Source organism: Erwinia persicina NBRC 102418, from assembly GCF_001571305.1.
GTDB classification, from domain to species: domain Bacteria; phylum Pseudomonadota; class Gammaproteobacteria; order Enterobacterales; family Enterobacteriaceae; genus Erwinia; species Erwinia persicina.
Genome location: NZ_BCTN01000002.1, coordinates 150,232 through 172,967 on the forward strand (window position 1 = coordinate 150,232; position 22,736 = coordinate 172,967).

Here is a 22,736-nt window from a genome sequence, read left to right on the forward strand (position 1 = left end):
ATGAAAAAGGACGACCCGCGAAACGTTCTAAGAGGCGCTCTGAAGCGCCTTTAAGCGCGCAATATCCCCGGACGTTATCGCCGCCAGATTCTGCGTGATCTTCTCTGGCGGCCAGTCCCACCAGGCAATGTTTTCCAGCTCAGCAATCACTTCATCGCTGAAACGCTGACGGATCACCTTTGCCGGATTTCCTCCCACGATGCTGTAGGCAGGAACATCAGACACCACCACTGAACGTGACGAAATAATCGCGCCGTTACCGATGGTGACGCCGGGCATAATCAGGCAGTCATAACCCATCCATACGTCATTACCCACGCGGGTGTCGCCTTTATAGGGCAGGTCGCCAGGCTCGGGCGCAGCACTTTCCCAGCCGTTGCCGAAGATAAAGAAAGGGAAGGTAGAGAGGCCGGAGGTCTTATGATTGGCCCCATTCATGATAAATCTCACCCCGCGCGCCAGGGCGCAAAACTTACCAATAATCAGCTTATCGCCGATGAACGGGTAGTGATAGAGCACGTTGCGCTCAAAGTTTTCTGCCCCTTCCGGGTCGTCGTAATAGGTGTAATCACCAATGATGATATTGGGACAGGTGACGCTGTTTTTAATAAAACAGACCTGAGGGAAGTCAGGTAAGGGATGTTTCTCGTCCGGATGGGGTCCGTACATAAAGTCCTCCTGTAGTCATAGCGTAAAGAGAGTGTAATTCAGAGGATACCGATCCGCCTAAGCTGTATTCAGGCGCAGAGGGGCGTTATGATAGCTGCGCCAAATTCGGCCGAGGAGAATTCGCCATAATGTTGTATCGTTTTACGCTGGCAGCCGTCGTTGCCGCCACCACGCTGACCGGATGTGCCGCCTTCAAACCGGCGTCCACGCAGGCCCCCGTGAGGGAGGCCGCTCATGCCACCGATGCGCCCGTTGCCGCCGCACAACCGGCAGAATCTGCACAGCCGGTAGAGGCAGCACAACCTGTCCCGTCTGCCCAGCCGGCAGAATCGACGCCGTCTGCAGATACCGCGCAGCCAACACCTGTCGAACAGCCGGTGCAGACGCAGCCGATCACCGCACCGGGTGCTGTCACAGAGCCCGTCACGCCAGCGGCGGCGAGCGCAGAGACACCGGCCAGCACGGCCGAAGCGCCGGCCACCTCACCGTCAGCCGACGTCCCCGCTGCGACGGCCAGCGCGCCTGCCCCCGTCGAAAACACGACGCCTGCGGCAGCAGCACCGGTGAAGGACGAGAAAATTTCAGCGTCAGAAAGCACTCAGGCCGTGGCACCGTTCAGCAGCGGCCCGACGCAGATTGATGTTTCGCATATCGTGACCCGCGCAGATGACGGTTCATCCATTACGCTGACCATTGACGGCACGGAAGCGGGGATCCTCAAGCGGGGAGAGAAACGGGCGGTATTTGTCGAGCCCGGCAAGCATCAGGTGGGCGGTTATGTACAGACCCTGTTCGGCCTGGGCCGTGTGACCATCCCGCCGGTGGAAATCACCACCGTACCCGGTAAAGTCAAAAAGGTGGACTACTCGGTGACCCGCACCAAGCCCGCTTTTACGGAAGCAACGGACAGTCAGAATAGCGCTGGCTGATCGGCCTCCCCGTATTCAGTCCATAAAAAAAGGCCGATCCTGAGGATCGGCCTTTTTCACGTCAGAAGGGCTTACAGTGCCATGTCGTGCTGCGGGCTGTCGGCGCGTTTCTCTGGCTGAGAAGGGGCGTCTGCCTGCTTGTGATCCATATCGATTACCGGTGGCTTCACCAGCTGCAGGGTGGCGGCAGTATCGTCCCACACCTGCTGAGTCAGCGCGCTGTTGCCGTTTAACTGCTGGCCATAGCTCGGCACGATAGTGCGGATCTTGCTCTGCCATTCCGGAGAGTTAAACTGCTCAGGGAACAGCTTTTTCATCACGTTCAGCGCAATAGGGGCCGCCGTGGACGCACCCGGGGAAGCACCCAGCAGGGCCGCCAGGGTTTTCTGCTGATCGGTCACAATTTCTGTACCCAGTTTCAGCACACCGCCTTTTTCTTCATCTTTTTTGATGATCTGGACGCGCTGGCCTGCCTGAATTAACTTCCAGTCTTCTTTACGTGCAGCGGGGTAGTACTCTTTCAGCGCTTCAAAACGGTCATTGTCATCCAGCATCACCTGGCCAATCAGGTATTTCACCAGATCGAAGTTATCCATGCCGACATGAGTCATTGGCATAAAGTTGCTGGTGGTGGTGGTGCTTAACAGATCGAACAGCGAACCATTTTTCAGGAACTTGGTGGAGAAGGTCGCGAACGGCCCAAACAGCACCACGCGCTTGCCGTCGAGGAAGCGGGCGTCCAGGTGCGGTACGGACATCGGCGGCGCGCCCACGGAAGCCTGACCGTACACTTTTTCAGTGTGCAGTTTGGTGATTTCCGGGTTCTCAGTCACCAGGAAGGAACCGCCCACCGGGAAGCCTGCATAGTTATCCGCTTCAGGAATGCCGGTTTTCTGCAGCAGCTTCAGCGCGCCGCCGCCTGCACCGATGAAGACATATTTGGCATCGACCGCGTGCTCTTCACCGGTTTTCACATCGGTGATGGTCACATGCCAGGAGTTATCCGGGTTACGTTTGAAATCGGTCGCTTCAGCGGAGGTTTCCAGCTGGAAGTTTTTATCTTTCTTCAGGCTGCCGATCAGCTGACGGGTAATTTCACCGTAGTTGACGTCGGTGCCGACCGGGGTCCAGGTTGCCGCCACTTTCTGCTGCGGATCGCGGCCTTCCATGGTCAGCGGTGCCCACTGTTTGATCTGGTTCTGATCGGTGGAGAACTTCATGCCCTGGAACAGGGTGGTCTGCTGCAGCGCTTCATAACGCTTGGTCAGATAGTTAACGTTGGTGTCACCCCAGACCAGACTCATATGTGGCGTAGAGTTAATAAAAGAGTGCGGATTGTTCAGGATGCCGCGCTTAACCTGGGCAGTCCAGAACTGGCGGGAAATCATAAACTGTTCGTTAATGTCCAGGGCCTTAGACACATCAATAGAACCATCCGGACGCTCGGGCGTATAGTTCAGCTCCATATTGGCGGAGTGACCTGTACCGGCATTATTCCAGCCGTTAGAGGATTCCAGCGCCACGCCGTCCAGCTTCTCGACCATCAGCTGTTTCCAGCCTGGCTGAAGTTCCTGTAACCAGGTGCCCAGAGAGGCACTCATAATACCGCCGCCGATCAGCAGGACATCGGTTTTTTCCGTGGCAGGAGTTTCAGCCCAGGTACTGGTGCACACCAGCACTGCTGACAGAGAAAGCAGGGGGATCGTTCTTTTAAAGTTAGACATATTAAATAAGGCATCAATATAGGTTAACAAATTGAGCGCATATTTTAGGCTTAATTTAACGAAAAGTTAATAACTATTTATTATATTTAAATCAAATCACCAAATTAATTTACTTACTTAACGTTTAATTTAATTACCCTCTGAGTTTATTTACTTATAAATAGGCGCGGTTTTGTTATTAAATAAACCGAAGGGATGAAAAAATAACGACCCATTTCCTTTCCGGGGAAAGGACGCGTAGCAGCCTTTTACTGTCCGTGCCGCGTTCAATGCTGCCCCCCCTGGCCCCACGCTGTCGGTCGAAAAGGTGATATTTTTTCGAATAGAAAACCCTCCTCAGGTGTTAACTGAACATCTCTCACTGCGACAGGAAACCCCTCGCGATGTCATTACCTTCCTCACGGCCCCTGCGTCAGCGCTATGACGCCCTGACTCTGACGCTGCACTGGCTGACCGCCGGCAGCGTTATCTTTCTGTTTGCATCGGCGCATATCTGGGCGCTGCTGGAGCGCGGGACACCGCTGCGTAAAGGCTTACAGTCCGTGCATATCTCCTGCGGCATAATGCTGGCGGTTGTGATGATTATCCGCCCACTGTGGCGCATCTTCAGCCAGCAGCGGGCGCGCTTTGCCCTGCCACCTGCAGCAGGATCGCGCCTTTCCCGTATTGCCGCGCACAGCGTACACGGGGCGCTGTATCTCCTGCTGTTCACGCAGACAGGCCTCGGCTTTATGTTCCGCTGGGCGCAGCAGGAGCCTTTTACCTTCTTCGGTCTGTTTCATATTCCTGCGTGGATCGTCGTCGATCCCGGCCGACGTCATCAGCTGGCCGGCTGGCACGACAATGTGGCCTGGGCGCTGATTATTCTGGCCGGTGTCCACGCGCTTGCTGCACTGTTCCATCACTATGTTCTGCGCGACAGCGTCCTGCGCAGAATGCTGCCCGCTCGCAATACTTCCGCTTCCTGACAGGATAACGACCATGAAAAAAATGACGTTACTGATGGCACTTCCGGCACTGCTGTTTAGTCTGCACGCGCCGCTGGCGCAGGCGATGGGCGATGACAACAGCGAGAGCAAAACCCCGGACTGCCCGAAAGGTCAGGTCTATGACAGCACCCGCAGGCAGTGCGTCGTGGAAAAAACCAGCCGTCTCAGCGATGAGGATAAAACCCGCTACGCCTACCACCTGGCGAAGAAGGGTGACTATCAGGCTGCACTGAATCTGCTGGACAGGTTAGATAATCCGGATACCCGCGAGGCATGGAATTATCGTGGCTACGCCACGCGGAAATCAGGGCGCACGGATGAGGGGATAGGCTATTATCAGCGCTCTATAGCGCTCGATCCACGCTATGCCCGGGTACGCGAATACCTCGGGGAGGCGTGGATGATTAAAGGGCGACCTGACCTGGCCCGCGAGCAGCTGGCGGTCATTCGCTCCCTGTGCGGGGTGAACTGTGAAGAGTACCGGGATTTACAGGCGGCGATAAACGGCCACCCTGAGTCCTGAACGGCCGGCGGCCTGGAGAAGAAAACATGACGAGCAGCGAAGTCCGCCATCATCTGGCCGACCATCTTACGCGCCTGTGGCGCTACGGGATGGTGCTGTCCCGTAACAACGAGGTCGCCCGTGAGCTGGTGCAGACCACCTGTGTCCGGGCGCTTGAGCGCAGCGCACAGTTCACCCCCGGCACGCGCATTGACCGCTGGTTATTTACGCTGCTGCATTCGGTGTGGATCAACGATCTGCGTGCGCAGCGCGTCCGCCAGGGGCAGGGGTTTGTCGACAGCGACGAACTTTATGCCCCGGACACCCGCCAGCATGACGATAACCATCTGCACTATCAGCAGGTGATGCAGCGCGTGGCCAGACTGCCGGAGGCACAACGGAACGCCGTATTCCTGGTCTATGTTGAAGGTTTTACCTATCAGGAAGCGGCTGACACGCTGATCGTGCCAATTGGCACCATTATGAGCCGTCTGGCGGCGGCAAGGACTACGCTGGCACGAGCCGAAACCGGCTCAGCGACCGTAAAGGAGAAACGCCTGTGAACAGAGAACGGTTAAGCGCCCCCTGGAGCGATGAAGCAATCACCGCGTGGCTCGACGGTGAGATGAGCGCAGACGAGATGCAGGACTTTGAACAGCAGCTGAAGCGTGATCAGACGCTGTCTGCCCGCACCGCTGCACTGATGAAAAGCAACCAGCCGTTTGAAGCGGCCTTTGAACCGCTGCTGGCGGCGGCACCGGCGGCGCAGATGAAGGACGACCTCAATCGCCTGCTGGCGCAAGCGCCCGCGCCGGCCGCGACCCGCCAGGTCAGCCGCCGGGCGCTAATTGCGGCCTCGCTGAGTTTCCTCGCCATCGGCTCCAGCCTCGGCTATTTTGTCCGGCCCGATGCCGCGCAGCGTGAAAGCGAGAAGATCCGCGACCTGGAAGCCGGGTATATGTCCCTCTATAGCCGGCAGACGCTGGCCGACGTGGACAGCTCCGCACCGCTGATTGCGCGGGCGCTGCAACGGACCTCGCAGCAGATGGGCCTGCAGCTCAGCGCGGAACAGCTGGCATTACACAATGCCGCGCTGAAAAGCGTGCGCCTGCTGCGCTATGACGATACCAGCATCGTGCAGATCGCCTGGGAACACGCCCAGTGGGGGCCGGTAGCACTCTGCGTCTCGCGTGAAAAGCATGAAAATGAAACCGGGATACAGGCGGAGCGGCGTCACGGGATGAGTCTCGCCTGGTGGCACGCCGGGGGCTATCAGTTTGTGCTGATTGGCCGCACTCCGGCACAACAGTTGCAACAGAGCGCCGGGAGGCTGAGGCAGGGCTTAAGCGCAGCCTGAGACAAACAGATAAGGAGATAAAAGCCTTGTTTTCTGGCACCGTTATGACAGGGTGAAAAACCAACCTTATCAGTCAGGAGCCATTAACGTGAATTCACACCCGATACGACGCATCATAGAAGCCTGTGACCGGGCGATCACCGCCCGGGATTTTGACAGCCTGATGGGCTGGTATGCCGCTGATGCCAGCCTGGTGGTGAAACCCGGGATGATTGTGCAGGGGCACGATGCCATTCGCCGGGCCTTTGTGGCGATTGCCGACCACTTTCAGGGCCAGCTCAGGGTAGAGCAGGGCGAGATGCAGGTCATCGAAGGCAGCGGAAACGCCCTGGTGATTATGGAAACGGTCCTGCACTATCCGGACGGCGCGGGAGGCAGCGTCACCACCACGCGCCGGGCCACCTATGTCTTTCGTCAGGAGCCGGACGGCGGCTGGCTTTGCACTATCGATAACTCTTACGGCACCACGCTGCTGGACGGTTAATCTCCGCAAGACTGGCGCGCCGCCCGCCGGTAGAGCGTGCTGCGCGCCACCCCCAGTGCCTCCGCCGCTTTACTGACGTTGCCGTTAAAGCGTTGCAGCGTTGCCGCAATCAGGGCGTCGTCATGCTGTTGCAGTGCGGGGCGCAGGGGTGGTGAACAATGCCGATACTCCGGCGGCAGGCTGTCCGCATCCAGCTGGGTATCATCGTCTGCCAGCGCCAGTAACACCTTCAGCACGCTGCGCAGCTGCCGGACATTGCCCGGCCATGTCTGCTGTGTCAGGGTAGCCAGCAGCCGCGGCGACAGACCGATGCCCCGCTGTTCCCCTCCCATTTCCTGCCAGAGCTGCAGAATAAAGGCAGGCAGTTCCGGCCACTCGCGCAGGGGCGGCAGAGTCAGTGAAAACTCCTGCAGACGGTAGAGCAGGTCTTCGCGGAACTCACCGCTGGCGACCCGCGCGGGCAGGTTGCGGTGCGTTGCGCAGATCACGGCAAAATTCACCGGCCAGCTGCGGCTCGAACCCAGCGGGGCGACCTCTTTTTCCTGTAAAACACGCAGAAGACGGGTCTGCAGTGCCAGCGGCATATCGCCAATTTCATCCAGAAACAGCACCCCGCCGTCGGCTTCGCGAATTTTACCGATATAGCCGTTCTTGCTGGCACCGGTAAAGGCCCCCGGTTGATAGCCAAACAGTTCCGATTCGATCAGCGACTCGGGGATCGCCGCGCAGTTAATGGCGACAAAATTCCCCTGACGCCAGCGGCTCTGCTGATGCAGCGCACGGCTGACATACTCTTTGCCACTGCCGGTATCGCCCTGTACGCAGAGTGATACCCCGGCATTCAGCAGGCGCACCAGCTTGTCCCCGCCGTCACGCAGCGGCACCGGCAGAAGGGAGGATCCGGTCTGCCGGGCAGCAACGTGGCGACGGGCCGGGGCACGCAGGCGGAAAAAATAGTGCTGCGCATCACAGGTTGTCAGGGACTGCGGGACCTGATTAGCGTGCTGTTGCAAATGAGGAAAGAGCTGCTGAAAGGTCAGACTGCCCATCTGCTCACTGCGTAACGTCAGCTCACGCATCGCAACGCGGTTGGCTGCCATCAGTACATTGTCAGAAAACACCAGTAACAGCTCTTCAGCCCGGTCAAGTCCCTCCAGCCCTTGATGCAGACTCATCAGCCACTGGTCAGGATGCAGGGTCTGCTTCACCCAAAGATACTCAATCTGTCTGGCTGCCTCATTGATCCATGCCAGCGTATGCGGATGGGCAAAATGCGCCGGACCGGAAATATCCAGCACGCCGGCAATCTGACCGCCGGGGGTTTGCAGCGGAATGGCCGCACAGTACAGGCCCTGGTTACGGGTAAGAAAATGCTGCTGACCGTCGATCTCACAGCAGTCATCAATGGCCAGCGCCGTGCCGATAGCATTGGTGCCGCGCCCGCATTCACTCCACAAATTTCCAGGCGCCAGTGCAAAGCGTTCGGCTTTTTTCAGCGCCTGCATGTCGCCAAAGGTATTCAGGACCAGACCGCTGGCGTCGGAGAGGATCACCACGGCCTGCTTGTCGGCCACTTTTTCGGCCAGGGCGTTGATGGCAGGCCGGGCAAACTGCTGCAGCGTGGCGTGGTGAGCCAGCACATCTGCCAGTTCTCCCTGGCGCAGTCGGGGAAAATCATCGGAAAGGCGATCCAGACCGTATAACTGGCTGCGAAACCAGGAGTCGCTCAGAAGGGGATCGGGCGCGATCGCGGCGGGAATGGCCGGTGACGAAAATCCCTGCATTGATAACCTCATACCGTCGTCAGAGTGTTGCGACATTGTAGCCATCTGGTATTCAGGGTGTTGCGATTTGCAACACAGTTGCAGAATTTTTCCTTCAGACTTCCCGTTACAGATAAACCTCAAAGCCTATCCATCTGATTTTTATGATGATTAAAAACCGCGATACCTTATCCTGAAACTGGCACGCCGCGTGCAACAGGGATCGTTCAACCGTGACAACGTATGAAAAGCAGTACGGCGCGGTTGAATCTCTCTGAGAACCCCCTACAAGAGGATTTTGCGATGCGTTATTCCCATCCCGGTACCCCCGGAGCCCTGGTTTCCTTTAAGGCCGCCTATGGCAACTTCATTGATGGCCAATTCGTCGAACCGCTGAGCGGCCAGTATTTTATGAATACCTCCCCGGTGAACGGCAGTGACATTGCGCAGTTTCCGCGCTCCGATGCGCGTGATATCGACGCCGCGCTGGATGCGGCGCACCGCGCCGCAGACGCCTGGGGAAAAACCAGCGTTCAGCATCGTAGCAACCTGCTGTTGCAGCTGGCAGACCGGATTGAAGCGAACCTGGAATATCTGGCCGTGGCAGAGAGCTGGGATAACGGCAAACCGATCCGTGAAACCCTTAATGCGGATCTGCCGCTGGCCGTGGATCACTTCCGCTACTTCGCCGGATGCCTGCGGGCGCAGGAAGGCAGCGCTGCCGAGATTGATGAGAAAACCGTTGCTTATCACTTCCACGAGCCGCTGGGCGTGGTCGGGCAGATTATCCCGTGGAACTTCCCGCTGCTGATGGCGGCCTGGAAGCTGGCCCCGGCGCTGGCAGCCGGTAACTGCGTGGTGCTGAAGCCCGCTGAACAGACGCCGCTGGCGATCACACTGCTGCTGGAACTGGCCGGGGATCTCTTCCCGCCGGGGGTGCTCAATGTCGTGCAGGGCTTTGGCCGGGAAGCCGGAGAAGCCCTGGCCACCAGCCGCCGTATCGCCAAGATTGCCTTTACCGGTTCAACCCCGGTAGGCCGCCACATTATGGCCTGTGCGGCAGAAAACATTATTCCCTGCACCGTGGAGCTGGGCGGTAAGTCACCGAACATCTATTTTGCTGATGTGATGAACGGCGAGCCTGATTTCATTGATAAAGCCGTAGAAGGGCTGGTGCTGGGCTTCTTCAACCAGGGCGAAGTCTGTACCTGCCCGTCACGCGCACTGATCCATGAAGCGATCTATGCGCCGTTTATGGAAAAAGTGATGGCAAAAGTCGCCACCATCAAACGTGGTGACCCGCTGGATACGGAGACGATGATCGGTGCGCAGGCATCGCGGCAGCAGTTCGACAAAATCCTCTCCTACATCGATATCGCCCGTCTGGAAGGCGGAAAAATTCTCACGGGCGGTGAACGCGCCAGCCTGGGCCCGGAGCTGGACAGCGGCTACTACATCCAGCCAACCCTTATCCAGGGAGATAACCAGATGCGCTGTTTCCAGGAGGAAATTTTCGGGCCAGTGATTGGCGTGACCAGCTTCCGGGATGAAGCGGAGGCGCTGGCGATTGCCAACGAAACCCAGTTTGGCCTGGGGGCGGGCATCTGGACGCGCGACTCGAACCTTGCCTATCGCATGGGCCGCAGCATCAAGGCCGGACGCGTGTGGACTAACTGTTATCACATTTATCCGGCCCACGCCGCTTTTGGCGGTTACAAGCAGTCGGGCGTCGGGCGCGAGACGCACAAGATGGCACTGAACGCCTATCAGCAAACCAAAAACCTGCTGGTCAGCTATGACACAGCACCGTTAGGGCTGTTTTAAGCCTGTTTTCCCGTAAGGAGTGCATAATGAAAACCATGAAAGCTGCCGTCGTGAAAGCCTTTGGTCAACCGTTAGTGATTGAACAGGTGCCGATCCCCGAGGTGGGACCGGGTCAGCTGCTGGTGAAAGTCATCGCCACCGGCGTCTGCCATACCGACCTGCACGCCGCCGAAGGTGACTGGCCGGTCAAGCCGCAACCGCCGTTTATTCCGGGCCATGAGGGCGTCGGTTATGTGGTGGCGGTCGGCGAGGGCGTCAAACATATTCAGGAGGGCGACCGCGTGGGCGTGCCGTGGCTGTATTCTGCCTGCGGCCACTGCGAACACTGCCTGGACAGCTGGGAAACCCTCTGCCATTCGCAGCAAAACGCCGGTTATTCGGTAAACGGTAGCTTTGCCGAGTACTGCCTGGCCGATGCGAACTATGTCGGCATTCTGCCGGACAATATCGATTTTAATGAAATTGCCCCCATTCTGTGCGCCGGTGTCACGGTCTATAAGGGACTGAAAATGACCGAAGCCAAAGCCGGGGACTGGGTGGTGGTGTCCGGGATCGGCGGGCTGGGCCATATGGCGGTCCAGTACGCGGTGGCCATGGGCTTTAACGTGGCGGCAGTGGATATTGATGATGACAAACTGGCCTTTGCCAGACGACTGGGGGCCAGCGTCACGGCCAACGCCCGCAACGTTGACCCGGCGAAGGTGTTTAAAGAGTCGTTCGGCGGCGCACACGGCGTGCTGGTCACCGCCGTCTCGCCCAAAGCCTTTGAACAGGCCATTGGTACGCTGCGTCGCGGCGGAACGATGGTGCTGAACGGGCTGCCGCCGGGGAAATTTGACCTGTCGATTTTCGATATGGTGCTGGATGGCATTACCGTACGCGGATCGATTGTCGGCACGCGCAAGGATCTGCAGGAAGCCCTGGATTTTGCCGGCCGCCATAAGGTGGCAGCGAACATCGCCGTCGAGCCGCTGGCCAATATCAACGATATTTTTGCCCGTATGCATGCCGGTAAAATTGAGGGGCGTATCGTTATCGATCTGTCCCTCTAAACCTGTCGGCCAGGTCAACACTGGCCTTCCTCACAGGCACCGCAGCGCGCTGTGCCTGTTCGCAAACCACCCACTTTCAGTGATATCATCGGACGGATGTTTCCCTGGTAAAAGCCCGCTTATGACGCTGACCCCGCAGGATATTGCGCACCTTAATACTCTCACCCACTGGCTGGCCGTGAATGATGCGGTCAGCGAACAGGATCGCCGTGCTGACCTCATGATCCTCGCCGGCCATGCCATCCTGCCGACCATTGACGGAGCCTTTGCCTGGCTGACGCAGGCGTCCATGCCGGTGGTTCTGAGCGGTGGCGTCGGCCATTCAACCGGGCTGTTAACCTCGGTGCTGCAGGCGGTAAAGGTCGACAGTCAGGCCGCCAGCGAGGCCCGGTTACTGGCGGATGCGGCGATGCAGCGTTTTCACCTGCCTGCCGATCGCCTGATCCTGGAGGATCAGTCGCGTAACTGCGGTGAAAATGCCGCGTTCAGCCGCCGTATACTGGCCGCCCGCGGGCTTGAACCCCAACGCATTCTGCTGGTTCAGGACCCACTGATGCAGCGCAGAACCGCCGAAACCTTCCGGCATGAATGGCGACGCCAGGGGATACAGGCCGATTTCATCAGCTGGCCGGTGTTTGTCCCTCAGCTGGCATTAGAGGAGGGGCAGCCGGTGATCACCGGCACCAGCCCGGCTGACGGACTGTGGGCGCTGGACCGTTATCTTTCGATGGCGCTGGGCGAAGTCCGCCGGCTGCGTGACGATCATCAGGGCTATGGCCCGCAGGGCCTCGGCTTTATCGGCCATGTTGACGTTCCCCATGCGGTGGAACAGGCCTGGCAGCGTCTGATGGCCCAGCCAGATTTTGCAGCGAGCGTGCGCTGAAATGACTGAACCTGATTTGAATTTGCTGATCGCGCTGGACGTGCTGCTGGCGGAAGTCAGCGTGGCGGCGGCCGCGCGTCGTCTGGGGCTCAGTGCCTCGGCCATGAGCCGTACCCTGAGCCGTCTGCGTAGCGTGACCGGCGATGCGCTGCTGGTGCGGGCAGGGCGGCAGATGGTGCTGACGCCCCGGGCCGAAGCCCTGCGTGAAAGCAGCCGGCGAGCCGTAACTGAAGCCCGTGCCGTGCTGCGGCCCGCCATCACCACGCTGGAACCGGCCACACTCGATCGCGATTTCACGCTGCGCGCCAACGACGGCTTTGTGGAAGCTTTTGGCCCGGCGCTAATCGCCGCTGCTGCCAGCGAAGCCCCACTGGTGCGGCTGCGATTTGCCCCAAAGCCGCAAAAGAGCGCGAAGCCGCTGCGTGAAGGTCTGGTGGATATTGAAATTGGTGTGGCCGGGGAGATGGGGCCGGAAATTCGCCTTCAGGCACTGTTTCGCGATCGTTTCGTCGGCGTGGTCCGCCGGGATCATCCGCTGGCGCAGCAGGCGGGCGTCAGTGTTGAGCAGTATACGGCTTATGGCCACGTTGTGGCCTCACGCAGCGGCCGCCGCACGGGGCCGGTAGATGACGCGCTGGCGGAACTGGGCCTGCAGCGCAAAGTGCAGGCCGTGGTGCCGGGTTTTCCCGCCGCGCTGGCGGTAGCCCGGGCCTCTGACCTGGTGGCGCTGGTACCGGCGTCGTTTTTAATTAACCAGCCAGAGGGCTGGCTGACGATGTTTGAACTGCCGGTGAAAACCGCGCCGATTACCGTGTCGCAGATGTGGCATCCGCGATCGGAGGCCGATCCCGCTCACCGCTGGCTACGGCAGCTGCTGCTCACCGTTTGCCGTCAGCAGGTACCTTTGTGACAGTGTCACGAAAAACCTTCTGAGGAGTCAAATCGGCATCTTCATGAATGAGGCACAACGAAAAGGGATTTACAGGACGGGCAGAGCAGCGTTTTTTGCTGGCGAATTTTGATGGCAGCATGGGATGAGCGATGCCCGCAAACCGGGCATACGGCCTGAGTAGTTGACGCCGTGGCGCTGGATAAGCGCTTCATAACATCATTGATAAATGACATAAAACCTCACTGACTGGCGGCGAATATGATGACTGCGTGAACGTCGTTTTCATCTTCCCTGACCGGGATGAACAGCATCCTGCAACGCCAGAGAATGGCTGGGGCCGGGAACCCGCCAGCAACGCGCCCGGCATAAGTGCCGCCACTGTATACCGCCTGATGATCACTGTCCGGTTAAACGTGCCAAAAAATGCACAACGCCGCAATGTCTGTTTTATTTACTCCCTGCATCTTAAGCACGCCTTTCTCAGCAGGTTATCGGCAGATAACACTGATGCTGCTTTCAGGGTCTGTATTAGCGGCGAGCTTATTCCACGCAGGGCAAGCGGCAAAGCCGTTCAGCCTGTGCCAGGCTGGATAAACGAACGAAGCTCATTCAGGTAAGGAACGGAGAGAACGGAGATGAAGGCGTTTGACTACCAGAAGGACTACACACAGCTCGACTGCCGGTTGCATCCGGAACACTATCAGGTCGGGCGCGGGGAGCAGGGTGTGCTGATGGTGGAACCCTATAAATCAGAGATCCTGCCGCATTGGCGTTTTAAAACGGTGGCGATAGCAGAAACGTCCGCTAAAAAGATTATGGCGATGTTTGAGGACTACCGGAATAACGACGATTTTGTTGGCATGGATATGGCCCGCAAATTTATTCAGATGGGGTACACGCGGGCCCGTCGCTATGCCAACCACAAGGGCGGTAAAAAATACGATGCTGACGGAAATATCCTTCCTTATACCCTGAATGAAGAGAAAGCCGCCGCGGCCGCCGTATTTAAAGCCTGCTGGGATAACATTCGCGCCGATAAGGATTATCTGGCGCGCAGGAAAAAACATCAGCAACAATATGGATAAAGCTGGCGAGGCTACACCAGATGTTTAGTCAGATAATAGCGCTGTATGCCCGGGTCAGGAAAATCCGCTAAGGTCATCTGCAACTGGTAACCCTGTTTCTGATAAAAGGGCAGCGCCTGAAAGCTGAAGGTATCCACCAGCGCCTGACGCGTCCCCTTTATAACGCCTTCGCGCTCCGCCGTCTGGATCAATCTGGCTCCCAGCCCGCTGCCTCTCGCCGCTTCACTGACCCACAGATACTCAATATTCAGCCACAGCCCGACTCTGGAAGCGATCAGTCCCCCCAGAAGGACACCGTCCTCATTGCGGCTAAACAGGCCGAGATCGCCCCAGTCTTTTTTACTGATGAACTGACGGTTATAGCTTCTTAACCCCGCCAGCAGATCCTCTTTGTCCGACTCTGAAATATGTTCAACAACGGTTACATCCATGAGTCACCTTATACGCGGTAATAAAAAGGCAGAGCAGTGGCCGGTAACCTTAGTCGAGAATTCACCCTCTGAACAGCTCAACACCCCCTTTTTTTGCTGTTGCGTGTGAATAACAAATTGTTACCAAGAGGTGATAGTAAAGTAACTAAATAAACTATTTCTCGCCCCTGCGCTGCCGATAACTGAGCGATTTACTAAAACAAGCGTCGTTCAACAAAGGAAGTTTATTTAATGAAAAAGTTGTTTGTTTACTTTGAGAATATGGCCGTTGGAAAAAAGTTAATGTCAGGTTTTGGCCTGGTTTTGATCCTGAGTATTGCCGTGGCACTCTGCGGGATTAAAAGTCTGGATGATATTGGCGACCGCGCAGGAAAAGTGCGGATGTTAAAAATCCTGACTGACCAGTTTGCCTTAGCGAAAGATGCACGCCTGCAGTATATCAAAACACACGATGAACAATTTATCACCGCCAATGACCGGCACCTGCAGGAGGTCGAGGCGCAGATTAATGAACTGAAACAGCGCCACTGGAGTGCAGATAAACGATCGCAGCTCGACAGCCTGACTGGCTATATCGCGACCTATCGCGATAAACGCGCGGAAACCGTGCTGGAAACCCAGAAGCGCAGTCAAATCGCCTCTGCACTGTCGGTCAGCAAAGAAAGAGAGGCGGTCGCCGGTCTTTCTGCCGCGTATGCCGGTCAGCCCGAATTTGCCGCGCCTGCTGCGGCACTGGCAGAGTCAGTTAAACACCTTGATGGCGTCGCGATCCGTCTGACGCTGCTGGAACTGCAGAACAGTGAAGCGGCGCAGGATGCGTTGGCAGGCTCTATAACTGAATCGATTCAGTTACTACAGTCAGTAGCACCTCAGATGCGGCCCGCAGAACGTGAGCGTCTCCAGTCCGTCGTCGCTACGCTGAATGTGAAAGAACAGCAGGTGAGCAGTTATCGCACTTCATTCCTCGCCGAGCAGGAAGCCACCCGATCGCTGGCGGCCGCCGGCCTCAAACTCACTTCGATTAGCGGGCAGCTGTTCGAACAGGAAATTGATGCCACCCAGGAAGATATCCGGCAGGCGATTGTCTGGATGGTGGCGATCCTGCTGACCGCCGTGGTCACCGGTATCGCGATCGCGATGGTGATCACCCGCCTGATTACCCGTCCGCTGTCATCCATTCTGACGTTTACCCGGCGCATTGCCTCCGGCGATCTCAGTATGCATATGGCGACTCCGCGACGTGACGAGATGGGTAAACTGATGAACGCGGTCGGTGGCATGAATGACGACCTGCGCCGCATTATCAGTGATATCCGCAACGGCGTCTCGCAGGTCAATCTGGCCTCTGCTGAGATTGCAGCGGGTAATGAGGATCTCTCGTCAAGGACGGAACAGCAGGCCGCAGCGCTGGAGCAAACGGCCGCCAGCATGGAACAGCTGACCGCCACGGTCAAAAATAACGTACAGAATATCCATCACTCCACCAGCCTGGCCCAGACGACTGCCTCTATCGCCAATAAAGGGGGCAGTATCGTCACTCAGGTGACGGAAACGATGCGCGCCATTACCGCCAGCTCAGTGAAAATTAATGACATCACTACCGTCATTAACAGTATTGCGTTCCAGACCAATATTCTGGCGCTGAATGCTGCCGTGGAAGCGGCGCGGGCGGGCGAGCAGGGACGGGGCTTTGCCGTCGTCGCAACGGAAGTCAGAAACCTGGCCCAGCGCAGCGCAGAGGCCGCCAAAGAGATTGGCACGCTGATAGCGGCGTCGGTGAAGCAGATTGACTCCGGGGCGGTGCTGGTGGAGCAGGCCGGGGGAACAATGCGTGACATTGTCACTTCAGCAGAGAGCGTTACCGGCATTCTTAACGAGATCGCGCAGGCTTCTGACGAACAGAACAGCGGTATTTCACAGGTCGGCGTCGCCATCACGGAAATGGACAACGTCACGCAGCAAAATGCTGCTCTGGTGGAGCAGTCCTCATCAGCGGCAAACGCCCTGCGCGACCAGGCTGAAAGTCTGTTGAATTCTGTATCACGCTTTACCACCCACGCCTGACAGGGGATTTCGTAAGGGTCCGGTGCGTTGGCACCGGGCCTGACCGAATCAGTTAAGATGGGGCCAGGCCACCGCCGGAATGCCGTTCAGCAGTGGTCTGGCAAACAGATATCCCTGAAAATGATGAATCCCTGCCGCTTCCAGCCAGCGCCACTCGGCGGCCGTTTCAACGCCTTCTGCCACCACGGTGATCTCCAGCGATGCGCAGCAGTTGACGATGGCTCTGACGATCGCCTGTTTCGGCCCGTTAGTCTGAATCGACTCAATCAGACTGCGATCAATTTTCAGTTTTTCAGGCTGCAGCCTGGCCAGCAGAGAAAGTCCGGCAAAGCCCGCGCCAAAGTCATCAATCGCCAGGCCAATACCGGCATAGCGCAGCTGGTGGATAGCCTTTTCAAACTCATCAAAACGCGAAATAAACTCATCTTCCGTCACTTCCACGATCACCTGTTCCGGCTCCAGCCCGTGACGCGTAATCTGCTCCAGCAATATATCCACGGCTGAAGGCACCAGCACCAGCGACATGGGCCGCAGGTTCACTGCGATCTGCGCGTGGCCAATGTCCAGCTGGCTGGCGAGGGCAAACGCCGCATTCTTGGCATGCAGATCCGCTTCATACAGCTTATCGGCGGGGATCGCCGCAAAAAAATCCGCCGGTGAACCGCCAGACGGGCTGCGGATCAGGGCTTCCAGATAGCCGATGCTGCGGGCACCGGGATTCACCACCGGCTGCAGAGCAAACTGACAGGGTTCGCCGTCAGGAGCGCAAGTCCGCATCTGCATTGCGTCCGCTTCAGCGGTGAAACGCCACTCAGCACTGTCATCGGGCAGCGACAGATGATTCTTTCGCGGTCCGGTGACAAAGGTTTTGATAAATTTGAACACCCGGTCGCCATAATTCAGCGGATATTTTGCGGTGCCACGGCTGAGAACTTTTTCGAGGATCTGCTCAGAGGAGAGATTGCGCATATCGATCACCTCCATGCCCAGCTTGCCGAACCGCCGCTCAGGGGCGTAATCGCGCATCAGCTGCACTATCTGCGTGTGTCGCGGATCGTGACGCACCCGGTTATATACCCTGTCGATGGCCTCAGCCGGGCCTTCGAGGATCTGAAAAAAGTAGTCGCCATCAAACAGCAAGATGCCGGTGACGCTGACCGTCTCATTAAAGCGCTGCGCTTTTCCCGCCAGCTGTGCCAGAAAATGTACGCTGACGCTTCTGCACAGGCGGCTACGGTAAATAAGCGTCGTTAACATGCGTTCCTGACCTGGTTGACGTGGGAAGGGCGTTATTACAGATGAATTTATCGCAGAGTGATTGCCGGTCGCAAGAAAACACTGGGTAATACAGAAAGTAAAAAACCGGCCCGGGGGCCGGCTGAGACAACGAGCCAGTCTGTAGTGCTATGACAGCCTGCACGGCGAGGGGGACACGCCGGATCAGGGGAGGTGTAAACTCACCTCCTGGTTACCCCTGGTGGTGGGCATCGAATTGTTTCCAGGTCTCCGTCAGGTCGATCACCTGCCGGGTTTTACGGGCTTCATCAATTTTAATCGCCGTCAGGCCCGCTTCCAGTGCATCCACCACCGAGACTTTGAGCGGCGTGCCCCGGGTGATGTGTTTCACAATCTCTTCTGCCATCAGCGCGTCGGCACCGTAATGGCCGTCATAGGCATTACCACTGTAGGCGGTATCCACTTCTTTTTTGCCGGTGCGGGCGTTGTGGACGCGGAAATAGTTGCGGACGAAGTCCCCCTCGGCCATTCCGTCAGTGCCGATAACGCAAAAGCGGCGAAACTCATCGGGGACGTTGAGATTCGCGTGGAACGACAGGGCAGCCCCGCTGGCATACTCAATCATCGCCGTCTGGTAGTCGACGATATCCGCATCACTGTCAAACACCGCATCGGTCGATGACCAGCCGCTGGGTTTCACATGGTAGACCTCTGAGTCCGCCGTCACGGCCCCCTGGGGGGTGTGCTGCGGAGTGAATGACTTCCGGCCGCCGAAGCTGGCCACGCGCACCGGACGTTCGCCAATCAGCCCCTGATAGAGGTCAATATCGTGGCAGCATTTTTCCAGAATATAGGGACCGGCATATTTCTCCAGCCGCCGCCAGTCGCGCTGAAAGAATGCCCCGTGATAGGGCTTGATATGCTCGGTGGCTTCGATCGAGGTGATTTCGCCCAGCTGGCCGGCATCGCGGGCGGCCAGCAGATCGTGATACAGGGGCGAGTAACGCAGCACCAGCCCGACCAGAATCCGGTCCTGACCGTATTCGCGCACCAGCTTCGCCATTTCCATTGTCTGTGCTTCGTTAATCACCACCGGTTTTTCGGTAAACACCCGATAGCCCGCCGCCAGCGCCTGACGAATATGCTCAAGGTGCATGAAGTTGGGTGACCCCACCAGGATCAGATCGAGGTCGCCGTGCTGTAACAGCGCGTCCGTTGAGTCATAAGCCGTCCCGGCAGCAATACCAAAGCTCTGGAGGTTCGCCAGGCCCGCCGGGGCCGAATCGTAATAACCAGCCAGTTCAAACGCCGCATCGGCTTTACTGAACTCGTGAACGACATGGGACAGGCGGAAACCCAGACCGATAATGCCTACTTTCATGTTAAAACCCCTGACGGAAATGCCGAAGCATGAGGTAACGGTAAGCCAACCCGAACGGGGGAGGTCAGCTGGAGATTATCTGACCACCAACTTATTACGACAGAAAAACTAATGTCAATATCGGTGACATCACACTTACGGGGTTTAAAAGTTATCTTTCTGATTATAATCAATTTTACTTTACGTAAATTTCGTCATATTTATTTGTTATTGCGATTTAAGTTTTTTTCACCTATCGTTCGGACACTACTGTCACCTCTGTTCACCTGGCTTAATTGGGAGGAAACGCGTGCACCCAGACTATCTCCTCGGTATTGACGGCGGAGGCACGCGCAGCCGCGCGCGGCTAACCGATTACAGCGGTACCGTCCTGGCCGAAACCACCGGCGGCCCGGCCAATGTCTGGTCCGATTACACGCAGGCCATCCAGGGTACAGAGCAGTTGATCGCCCGGACCATCGCGGAAGCGGGGCTGCCGGCCGACGCGCTGGCAAGAACGGCGCTGGTCGCGGGGCTGGCCGGGGCGAATGTCGCTTCGGTGCAGGCACGCCTCGCCAGCTGGCAACCCGCCTGTGCCGCTGTGCAGGCCATCACCGATGTTGAAATTGCCTGTGCCGGGGCCCACGACGGGCAGCCGGGTGCCGTGCTGATTGTCGGCACCGGCAGCCAGGGCGCGGCCTGGAACGGGGAGCGCTTTACGCTGCTCGGCGGCTGGGGCTTTGCGCTGTCAGATCAGGGGGCGGGTGCCGACCTCGGCCGCCGGACCCTGCGGCTGGCGCTGCTGGCCCATGAAGAAATCATTGCCAAAACGGACTTGACTCACAGCGTCATGGCGCGCTTTCACCACAGTGCCGAGTCAATGCTACTCTGGACGCGCACCGCCACGCCGGGTGACTGGGCCAGCGTCGTGCCCGAGGTGTTTGGCGCGGCCGATGCCGGCGATCCCCATGCCGTGGCGCTGATCCAACAGACCGCTGACGATATCACTCTGCTGGTGCGTCGTCTGCACCGTCTCAGTAACGGGCGCATTGCCCTGATGGGTGGGCTGGCTTCACCTGTTGAACGCTGGCTGCCTGAGGCAATCCGCACACTGCTGGTCGCCCCCCGGCAGGATGCTCTGGCGGGCGCACTTTATCTGGCCCGCCATAACGCCTCACTGGCTGAAACAAGGGAAATATGACCGCGCCAAACGTGACCGCGCGCATTCTGCGCCTGATTGTTGAAAATGCCCCCATCAGCCAGTCCGACCTGAAAGTGCGGACCGGCTTAAGTATGTCGACCGTTTCCCAGGCCACTAACCGCCTGCTGGCCCATGAGGTGATCCAGGAGCTGGGCCTGCGGCGCGTATCGATGGGACGACCCAAAACGCTGCTGGGCCTCAACCCCGATCGCGCCAGCGTGGTAGGTATTCAGCTCAATGCTGAACGTAACCTGATCGTGATGACCGATCTGAACGGTAATCTGCTCAGTGAACAGCAGATCCCGTCGGGGGCGATGACCCCCCGTCAACTCAGTGATGCGCTGGCAAAATTTTTGCGCGGCGTGGAAGGGAAACGCGTCGGTGCCATCGGCCTGGCGCTGTCCGGCCTGGTGGACGCAGAGCAGGGCGTCTGCATCCGTTCCAACGTGCTGGACTGGGATAACGTGCCGATAGCACAGCTGCTCGAAGCGCGTTTTGACCTGCCGGTATTTATCGAAAATGACGCCAACGCGATGGCCCTGGCGGCGATGGTGTTTGGTCAACTGGGGAACGTACAGTCGGCGGTGATCGCGACCTATGGCAAAGGTATTGGTGCAGGTATTCTGCTGGATCGTCAGCTCTATCGCGGGCGTCACGGTAAAGCCGGAGAGATTGGTCATGCATTACTGGGGGACGGGTCATTACGTCTGCTGGAAGAAGTGGCCTCTTCAAGGGCGGTGCTTCAGCGGGTCTGCGGGCCGGAAGCCACGTCGGCAACGCTGAAGTCGCTGGACAGCAATCCCACACCGGAAGCGCTTGAAGCGCTGGAAGAAGCGGGGCGGCACCTGGGGATCTCCCTGGCCAACCTCTCTATTGCCTACGATCCGGACGTGGTCTATCTGGCGATGGAGCCGCAGATGGCATCCCGTATTCTGCTTGACCATATAACGCTTAACTTCCAGGCCTATCGGCTGAAGCTGACGCCGCAGACCACGCCGCTGCAGTTCCTCACCGAGTCGAGCCGCATGTGGGCGCTGGGGGCCGCCGGGTTTGCCATTAATAAGCTGCTGGATCTGCTGGCCGCCCGGGCCAATGACGAGGCAGAATCGCCGGTATAACCGGCGGATGTCCCCTGATGCGGTGGCGTCCCCTTTGTGAGCGGTCCGCCCGGTGTCTTACCCCGGCCCGACTAGCGGATCCGCTGCCCCTGCTCATCAAACAGCAGGCAGTGGGCGGGGGGAATAGCCCACGTCACCTGTGTCCCCATCTCCCGCTCATGTACCTCGCGCTCTTCCACCACCAGCATGGCGTCGCTGCCGGTCTTCAGATACAGGTAATTGGTGTGCCCCAGCAGCTCACTGTAGGTCAGCTCCGCGCTGAAACGTGCGGCCGGGCCCTCCCCGCTGACCGGCTGGAAATGTTCGGGGCGGATGCCCAGCGTCACCCGCTGCCCCTCCTGGCAGTCTGAATGCAGGGGCAGCGTCAGCATAGCGATGCCTAATGACGGCAGGCGCAGCTGCACTTCTCCGGCCCGACAGGCCAGCACCTCCCCGGCAATAAAGTTCATTTTTGGCGAACCAATAAACCCCGCCACGAACAGATTATCCGGATCGTGATACAGGGAGAGTGGAGACCCGACCTGCTCAATGCGCCCCTGGCGCAGCACCACGATGCGGTCGGCCAGCGTCATCGCCTCCAGCTGGTCATGGGTCACATAAATCATCGTGTTCCCGAGCGAAGCGTGAAGGCGGGCAATCTCAATACGCATCTGCAGGCGCAGCTCCGCATCCAGATTGGAGAGTGGCTCGTCAAAGAGAAAGATACGTGGATGACGAATAATGGCGCGACCAATCGCCACCCGCTGTCGCTGGCCCCCCGACAGGGCGCGCGGATGACGATCCAGTAACTCCGTCAGATGCAGTTTGTCAGCGGTTTCTGCAATGGCCCGGGCAATCTCCGCCTTCGGTTTTTTCGCCACCTCCAGCGGGTAGGCGAGGTTGCCGCGCACCGTCATATTGGGATAGAGCGCGTAGGACTGGAAAACCATCGCCACGCCGCGTTCGGTGGCCGGGCGCTGGGTCATGTCCTCTTCATCAATCAGCAGTTGCCCACCGCTGATCTCCTCCAGCCCGGCAATCATCCTCAGCAGGGTCGACTTCCCGCAGCCGGAAGGCCCGACAAAGACCACAAACTCCCCGCTGTTAATGGTCAGATCAATGCCTTTGATCACACTGATATGGTCGTAAGACTTTTCAACGTTCTGCAATCGCAAACTGGTCATCGGCTGCCTC

The 22,736-nt window shown here is 58.1% G+C and carries 22 protein-coding genes; 14 read left to right on the forward strand and 8 right to left on the reverse strand.

Annotated features, from left to right (window positions below; translation table 11 throughout):
- Nucleotides 1–27: 27 nt before the first annotated feature.
- Nucleotides 28–669, reverse strand: coding sequence for a Vat family streptogramin A O-acetyltransferase (locus tag EPE01S_RS03620; RefSeq protein ID WP_062743235.1), 642 nt, complete (start codon nt 667–669; stop codon nt 28–30).
- Between the two features lie 128 nt (nt 670–797).
- On the opposite strand from EPE01S_RS03620, the gene EPE01S_RS24040 reads away from it, so the two are divergent.
- Nucleotides 798–1,598, forward strand: a complete 801-nt coding sequence (locus tag EPE01S_RS24040) for a hypothetical protein (RefSeq protein WP_118664107.1) — start codon at nt 798–800, stop codon at nt 1,596–1,598.
- A gap of 71 nt (nt 1,599–1,669) precedes the next feature.
- On the opposite strand, the gene mqo is transcribed toward EPE01S_RS24040, so the two are convergent.
- The gene (gene mqo / locus EPE01S_RS03630) at nt 1,670–3,322 is read right to left on the reverse strand and encodes a malate dehydrogenase (quinone) (protein ID WP_062743422.1); all 1,653 of its coding nucleotides are present in this window, start codon (nt 3,320–3,322) and stop codon (nt 1,670–1,672) included.
- A gap of 383 nt (nt 3,323–3,705) precedes the next feature.
- On the opposite strand from mqo, the gene EPE01S_RS03635 reads away from it, so the two are divergent.
- From EPE01S_RS03635 to EPE01S_RS03655, 5 genes are all read left to right on the forward strand, one after another.
- Nucleotides 3,706–4,290: a cytochrome b gene (locus tag EPE01S_RS03635; protein ID WP_062743236.1), complete on the forward strand. Its 585-nt coding sequence runs from the start codon at nt 3,706–3,708 to the stop codon at nt 4,288–4,290.
- Between the two features lie 13 nt (nt 4,291–4,303).
- A complete protein-coding gene (locus tag EPE01S_RS03640; RefSeq protein WP_062743237.1) occupies nt 4,304–4,834 on the forward strand; it encodes a tetratricopeptide repeat protein in 531 nt (176 codons plus the stop codon).
- Between the two features lie 26 nt (nt 4,835–4,860).
- On the forward strand, nt 4,861–5,376 hold the full coding sequence (locus EPE01S_RS03645; protein WP_062743238.1) for a sigma-70 family RNA polymerase sigma factor: 516 nt from the start codon (nt 4,861–4,863) through the stop codon (nt 5,374–5,376).
- On the forward strand, nt 5,373–6,170 hold the full coding sequence (locus tag EPE01S_RS03650; protein ID WP_062743239.1) for an anti-sigma factor family protein: 798 nt from the start codon (nt 5,373–5,375) through the stop codon (nt 6,168–6,170). Before EPE01S_RS03645 ends, EPE01S_RS03650 begins: the two co-directional genes overlap by 4 nt.
- 88 nt (nt 6,171–6,258) lie before the next feature.
- A complete protein-coding gene (locus EPE01S_RS03655; protein WP_062743240.1) occupies nt 6,259–6,654 on the forward strand; it encodes a YybH family protein in 396 nt (131 codons plus the stop codon).
- Here EPE01S_RS03655 and EPE01S_RS03660 read toward each other — a convergent pair.
- Nucleotides 6,651–8,438 carry a sigma-54-dependent Fis family transcriptional regulator gene (locus EPE01S_RS03660; RefSeq protein WP_062743241.1) on the reverse strand — a complete coding sequence of 596 codons (1,788 nt, stop codon included), beginning with the start codon at nt 8,436–8,438 and terminating at the stop codon, nt 6,651–6,653. The genes EPE01S_RS03655 and EPE01S_RS03660 overlap by 4 nt on opposite strands.
- A gap of 282 nt (nt 8,439–8,720) precedes the next feature.
- On the opposite strand from EPE01S_RS03660, the gene exaC reads away from it, so the two are divergent.
- The 4 genes from exaC (at nt 8,721) to EPE01S_RS03680 (ending at nt 13,086) form a co-directional block, all read left to right on the forward strand.
- Nucleotides 8,721–10,241, forward strand: coding sequence for an acetaldehyde dehydrogenase ExaC (exaC, locus tag EPE01S_RS03665; protein ID WP_062743242.1), 1,521 nt, complete (start codon nt 8,721–8,723; stop codon nt 10,239–10,241).
- A 26-nt stretch (nt 10,242–10,267) separates the two neighbouring features.
- Nucleotides 10,268–11,293, forward strand: a complete 1,026-nt coding sequence (gene adhP / locus EPE01S_RS03670; RefSeq protein ID WP_062743243.1) for an alcohol dehydrogenase AdhP — start codon at nt 10,268–10,270, stop codon at nt 11,291–11,293.
- A gap of 121 nt (nt 11,294–11,414) precedes the next feature.
- Complete coding sequence (locus EPE01S_RS03675) at nt 11,415–12,176, forward strand: YdcF family protein (RefSeq protein ID WP_062743244.1); 762 nt, start codon at nt 11,415–11,417, stop codon at nt 12,174–12,176.
- 1 nt (nt 12,177) lies between these two features.
- The gene (locus tag EPE01S_RS03680; protein WP_062743245.1) at nt 12,178–13,086 is read left to right on the forward strand and encodes a LysR family transcriptional regulator; all 909 of its coding nucleotides are present in this window, start codon (nt 12,178–12,180) and stop codon (nt 13,084–13,086) included.
- Nucleotides 13,087–13,127: 41 nt separating this feature from the next.
- On the opposite strand, the gene EPE01S_RS23780 is transcribed toward EPE01S_RS03680, so the two are convergent.
- Nucleotides 13,128–13,301, reverse strand: a complete 174-nt coding sequence (locus EPE01S_RS23780; protein ID WP_218007816.1) for a YnfU family zinc-binding protein — start codon at nt 13,299–13,301, stop codon at nt 13,128–13,130.
- Between the two features lie 402 nt (nt 13,302–13,703).
- Here EPE01S_RS23780 and EPE01S_RS03685 point away from each other — a divergent pair, with 402 nt between their 5' ends.
- On the forward strand, nt 13,704–14,153 hold the full coding sequence (locus EPE01S_RS03685) for a DUF4385 domain-containing protein (RefSeq protein WP_062743246.1): 450 nt from the start codon (nt 13,704–13,706) through the stop codon (nt 14,151–14,153).
- Nucleotides 14,154–14,164: 11 nt separating this feature from the next.
- On the opposite strand, the gene EPE01S_RS03690 is transcribed toward EPE01S_RS03685, so the two are convergent.
- Entirely contained in the window at nt 14,165–14,584 is a 420-nt protein-coding gene (locus EPE01S_RS03690; RefSeq protein ID WP_062743247.1) for a GNAT family N-acetyltransferase, read from the reverse strand.
- A 231-nt stretch (nt 14,585–14,815) separates the two neighbouring features.
- Between EPE01S_RS03690 and EPE01S_RS03695 the strand changes: the two genes are divergently transcribed.
- Nucleotides 14,816–16,648 (forward strand): methyl-accepting chemotaxis protein, encoded by a 1,833-nt coding sequence (locus tag EPE01S_RS03695; protein ID WP_062743248.1) that lies wholly within the window; start codon nt 14,816–14,818, stop codon nt 16,646–16,648.
- A gap of 48 nt (nt 16,649–16,696) precedes the next feature.
- Here EPE01S_RS03695 and EPE01S_RS03700 read toward each other — a convergent pair whose 3' ends face one another.
- Nucleotides 16,697–17,905, reverse strand: a complete 1,209-nt coding sequence (locus EPE01S_RS03700) for a diguanylate phosphodiesterase (protein WP_062743249.1) — start codon at nt 17,903–17,905, stop codon at nt 16,697–16,699.
- A gap of 211 nt (nt 17,906–18,116) precedes the next feature.
- Nucleotides 18,117–19,265 (reverse strand): Gfo/Idh/MocA family protein, encoded by a 1,149-nt coding sequence (locus EPE01S_RS03705; RefSeq protein WP_062743250.1) that lies wholly within the window; start codon nt 19,263–19,265, stop codon nt 18,117–18,119.
- Nucleotides 19,266–19,554: 289 nt separating this feature from the next.
- Here EPE01S_RS03705 and EPE01S_RS03710 point away from each other — a divergent pair, with 289 nt between their 5' ends.
- Nucleotides 19,555–20,445 (forward strand): glucosamine kinase nucleotide-binding domain-containing protein, encoded by an 891-nt coding sequence (locus tag EPE01S_RS03710; RefSeq protein WP_062743251.1) that lies wholly within the window; start codon nt 19,555–19,557, stop codon nt 20,443–20,445.
- On the forward strand, nt 20,442–21,563 hold the full coding sequence (locus EPE01S_RS03715; RefSeq protein WP_062743252.1) for an ROK family transcriptional regulator: 1,122 nt from the start codon (nt 20,442–20,444) through the stop codon (nt 21,561–21,563). The genes EPE01S_RS03710 and EPE01S_RS03715 overlap by 4 nt, the downstream gene beginning before the upstream one ends.
- Before the next feature lie 71 nt (nt 21,564–21,634).
- On the opposite strand, the gene EPE01S_RS03720 is transcribed toward EPE01S_RS03715, so the two are convergent.
- Nucleotides 21,635–22,726, reverse strand: coding sequence for an ABC transporter ATP-binding protein (locus tag EPE01S_RS03720; RefSeq protein WP_062743253.1), 1,092 nt, complete (start codon nt 22,724–22,726; stop codon nt 21,635–21,637).
- Nucleotides 22,727–22,736 lie beyond the last annotated feature (10 nt).

Bases quoted from the DNA above. Each gene is read 5' to 3' on its own strand.
- EPE01S_RS03620 (WP_062743235.1), bottom strand. From the start codon at position 669: ATGTACGGACCCCATCCGGACGAGAAACATCCCTTACCTGACTTCCCT.
- EPE01S_RS24040 (WP_118664107.1), top strand. From the start codon at position 798: ATGTTGTATCGTTTTACGCTGGCAGCCGTCGTTGCCGCCACCACGCTG.
- mqo (WP_062743422.1), bottom strand. From the start codon at position 3,322: ATGTCTAACTTTAAAAGAACGATCCCCCTGCTTTCTCTGTCAGCAGTG.
- EPE01S_RS03635 (WP_062743236.1), top strand. From the start codon at position 3,706: ATGTCATTACCTTCCTCACGGCCCCTGCGTCAGCGCTATGACGCCCTG.
- EPE01S_RS03640 (WP_062743237.1), top strand. From the start codon at position 4,304: ATGAAAAAAATGACGTTACTGATGGCACTTCCGGCACTGCTGTTTAGT.
- EPE01S_RS03645 (WP_062743238.1), top strand. From the start codon at position 4,861: ATGACGAGCAGCGAAGTCCGCCATCATCTGGCCGACCATCTTACGCGC.
- EPE01S_RS03660 (WP_062743241.1), bottom strand. From the start codon at position 8,438: ATGCAGGGATTTTCGTCACCGGCCATTCCCGCCGCGATCGCGCCCGAT.
- exaC (WP_062743242.1), top strand. From the start codon at position 8,721: ATGCGTTATTCCCATCCCGGTACCCCCGGAGCCCTGGTTTCCTTTAAG.
- adhP (WP_062743243.1), top strand. From the start codon at position 10,268: ATGAAAACCATGAAAGCTGCCGTCGTGAAAGCCTTTGGTCAACCGTTA.
- EPE01S_RS03675 (WP_062743244.1), top strand. From the start codon at position 11,415: ATGACGCTGACCCCGCAGGATATTGCGCACCTTAATACTCTCACCCAC.
- EPE01S_RS03680 (WP_062743245.1), top strand. From the start codon at position 12,178: ATGACTGAACCTGATTTGAATTTGCTGATCGCGCTGGACGTGCTGCTG.
- EPE01S_RS23780 (WP_218007816.1), bottom strand. From the start codon at position 13,301: ATGTCATTTATCAATGATGTTATGAAGCGCTTATCCAGCGCCACGGCG.
- EPE01S_RS03685 (WP_062743246.1), top strand. From the start codon at position 13,704: ATGAAGGCGTTTGACTACCAGAAGGACTACACACAGCTCGACTGCCGG.
- EPE01S_RS03690 (WP_062743247.1), bottom strand. From the start codon at position 14,584: ATGGATGTAACCGTTGTTGAACATATTTCAGAGTCGGACAAAGAGGAT.
- EPE01S_RS03695 (WP_062743248.1), top strand. From the start codon at position 14,816: ATGAAAAAGTTGTTTGTTTACTTTGAGAATATGGCCGTTGGAAAAAAG.
- EPE01S_RS03700 (WP_062743249.1), bottom strand. From the start codon at position 17,905: ATGTTAACGACGCTTATTTACCGTAGCCGCCTGTGCAGAAGCGTCAGC.
- EPE01S_RS03705 (WP_062743250.1), bottom strand. From the start codon at position 19,265: ATGAAAGTAGGCATTATCGGTCTGGGTTTCCGCCTGTCCCATGTCGTT.
- EPE01S_RS03715 (WP_062743252.1), top strand. From the start codon at position 20,442: ATGACCGCGCCAAACGTGACCGCGCGCATTCTGCGCCTGATTGTTGAA.
- EPE01S_RS03720 (WP_062743253.1), bottom strand. From the start codon at position 22,726: ATGACCAGTTTGCGATTGCAGAACGTTGAAAAGTCTTACGACCATATC.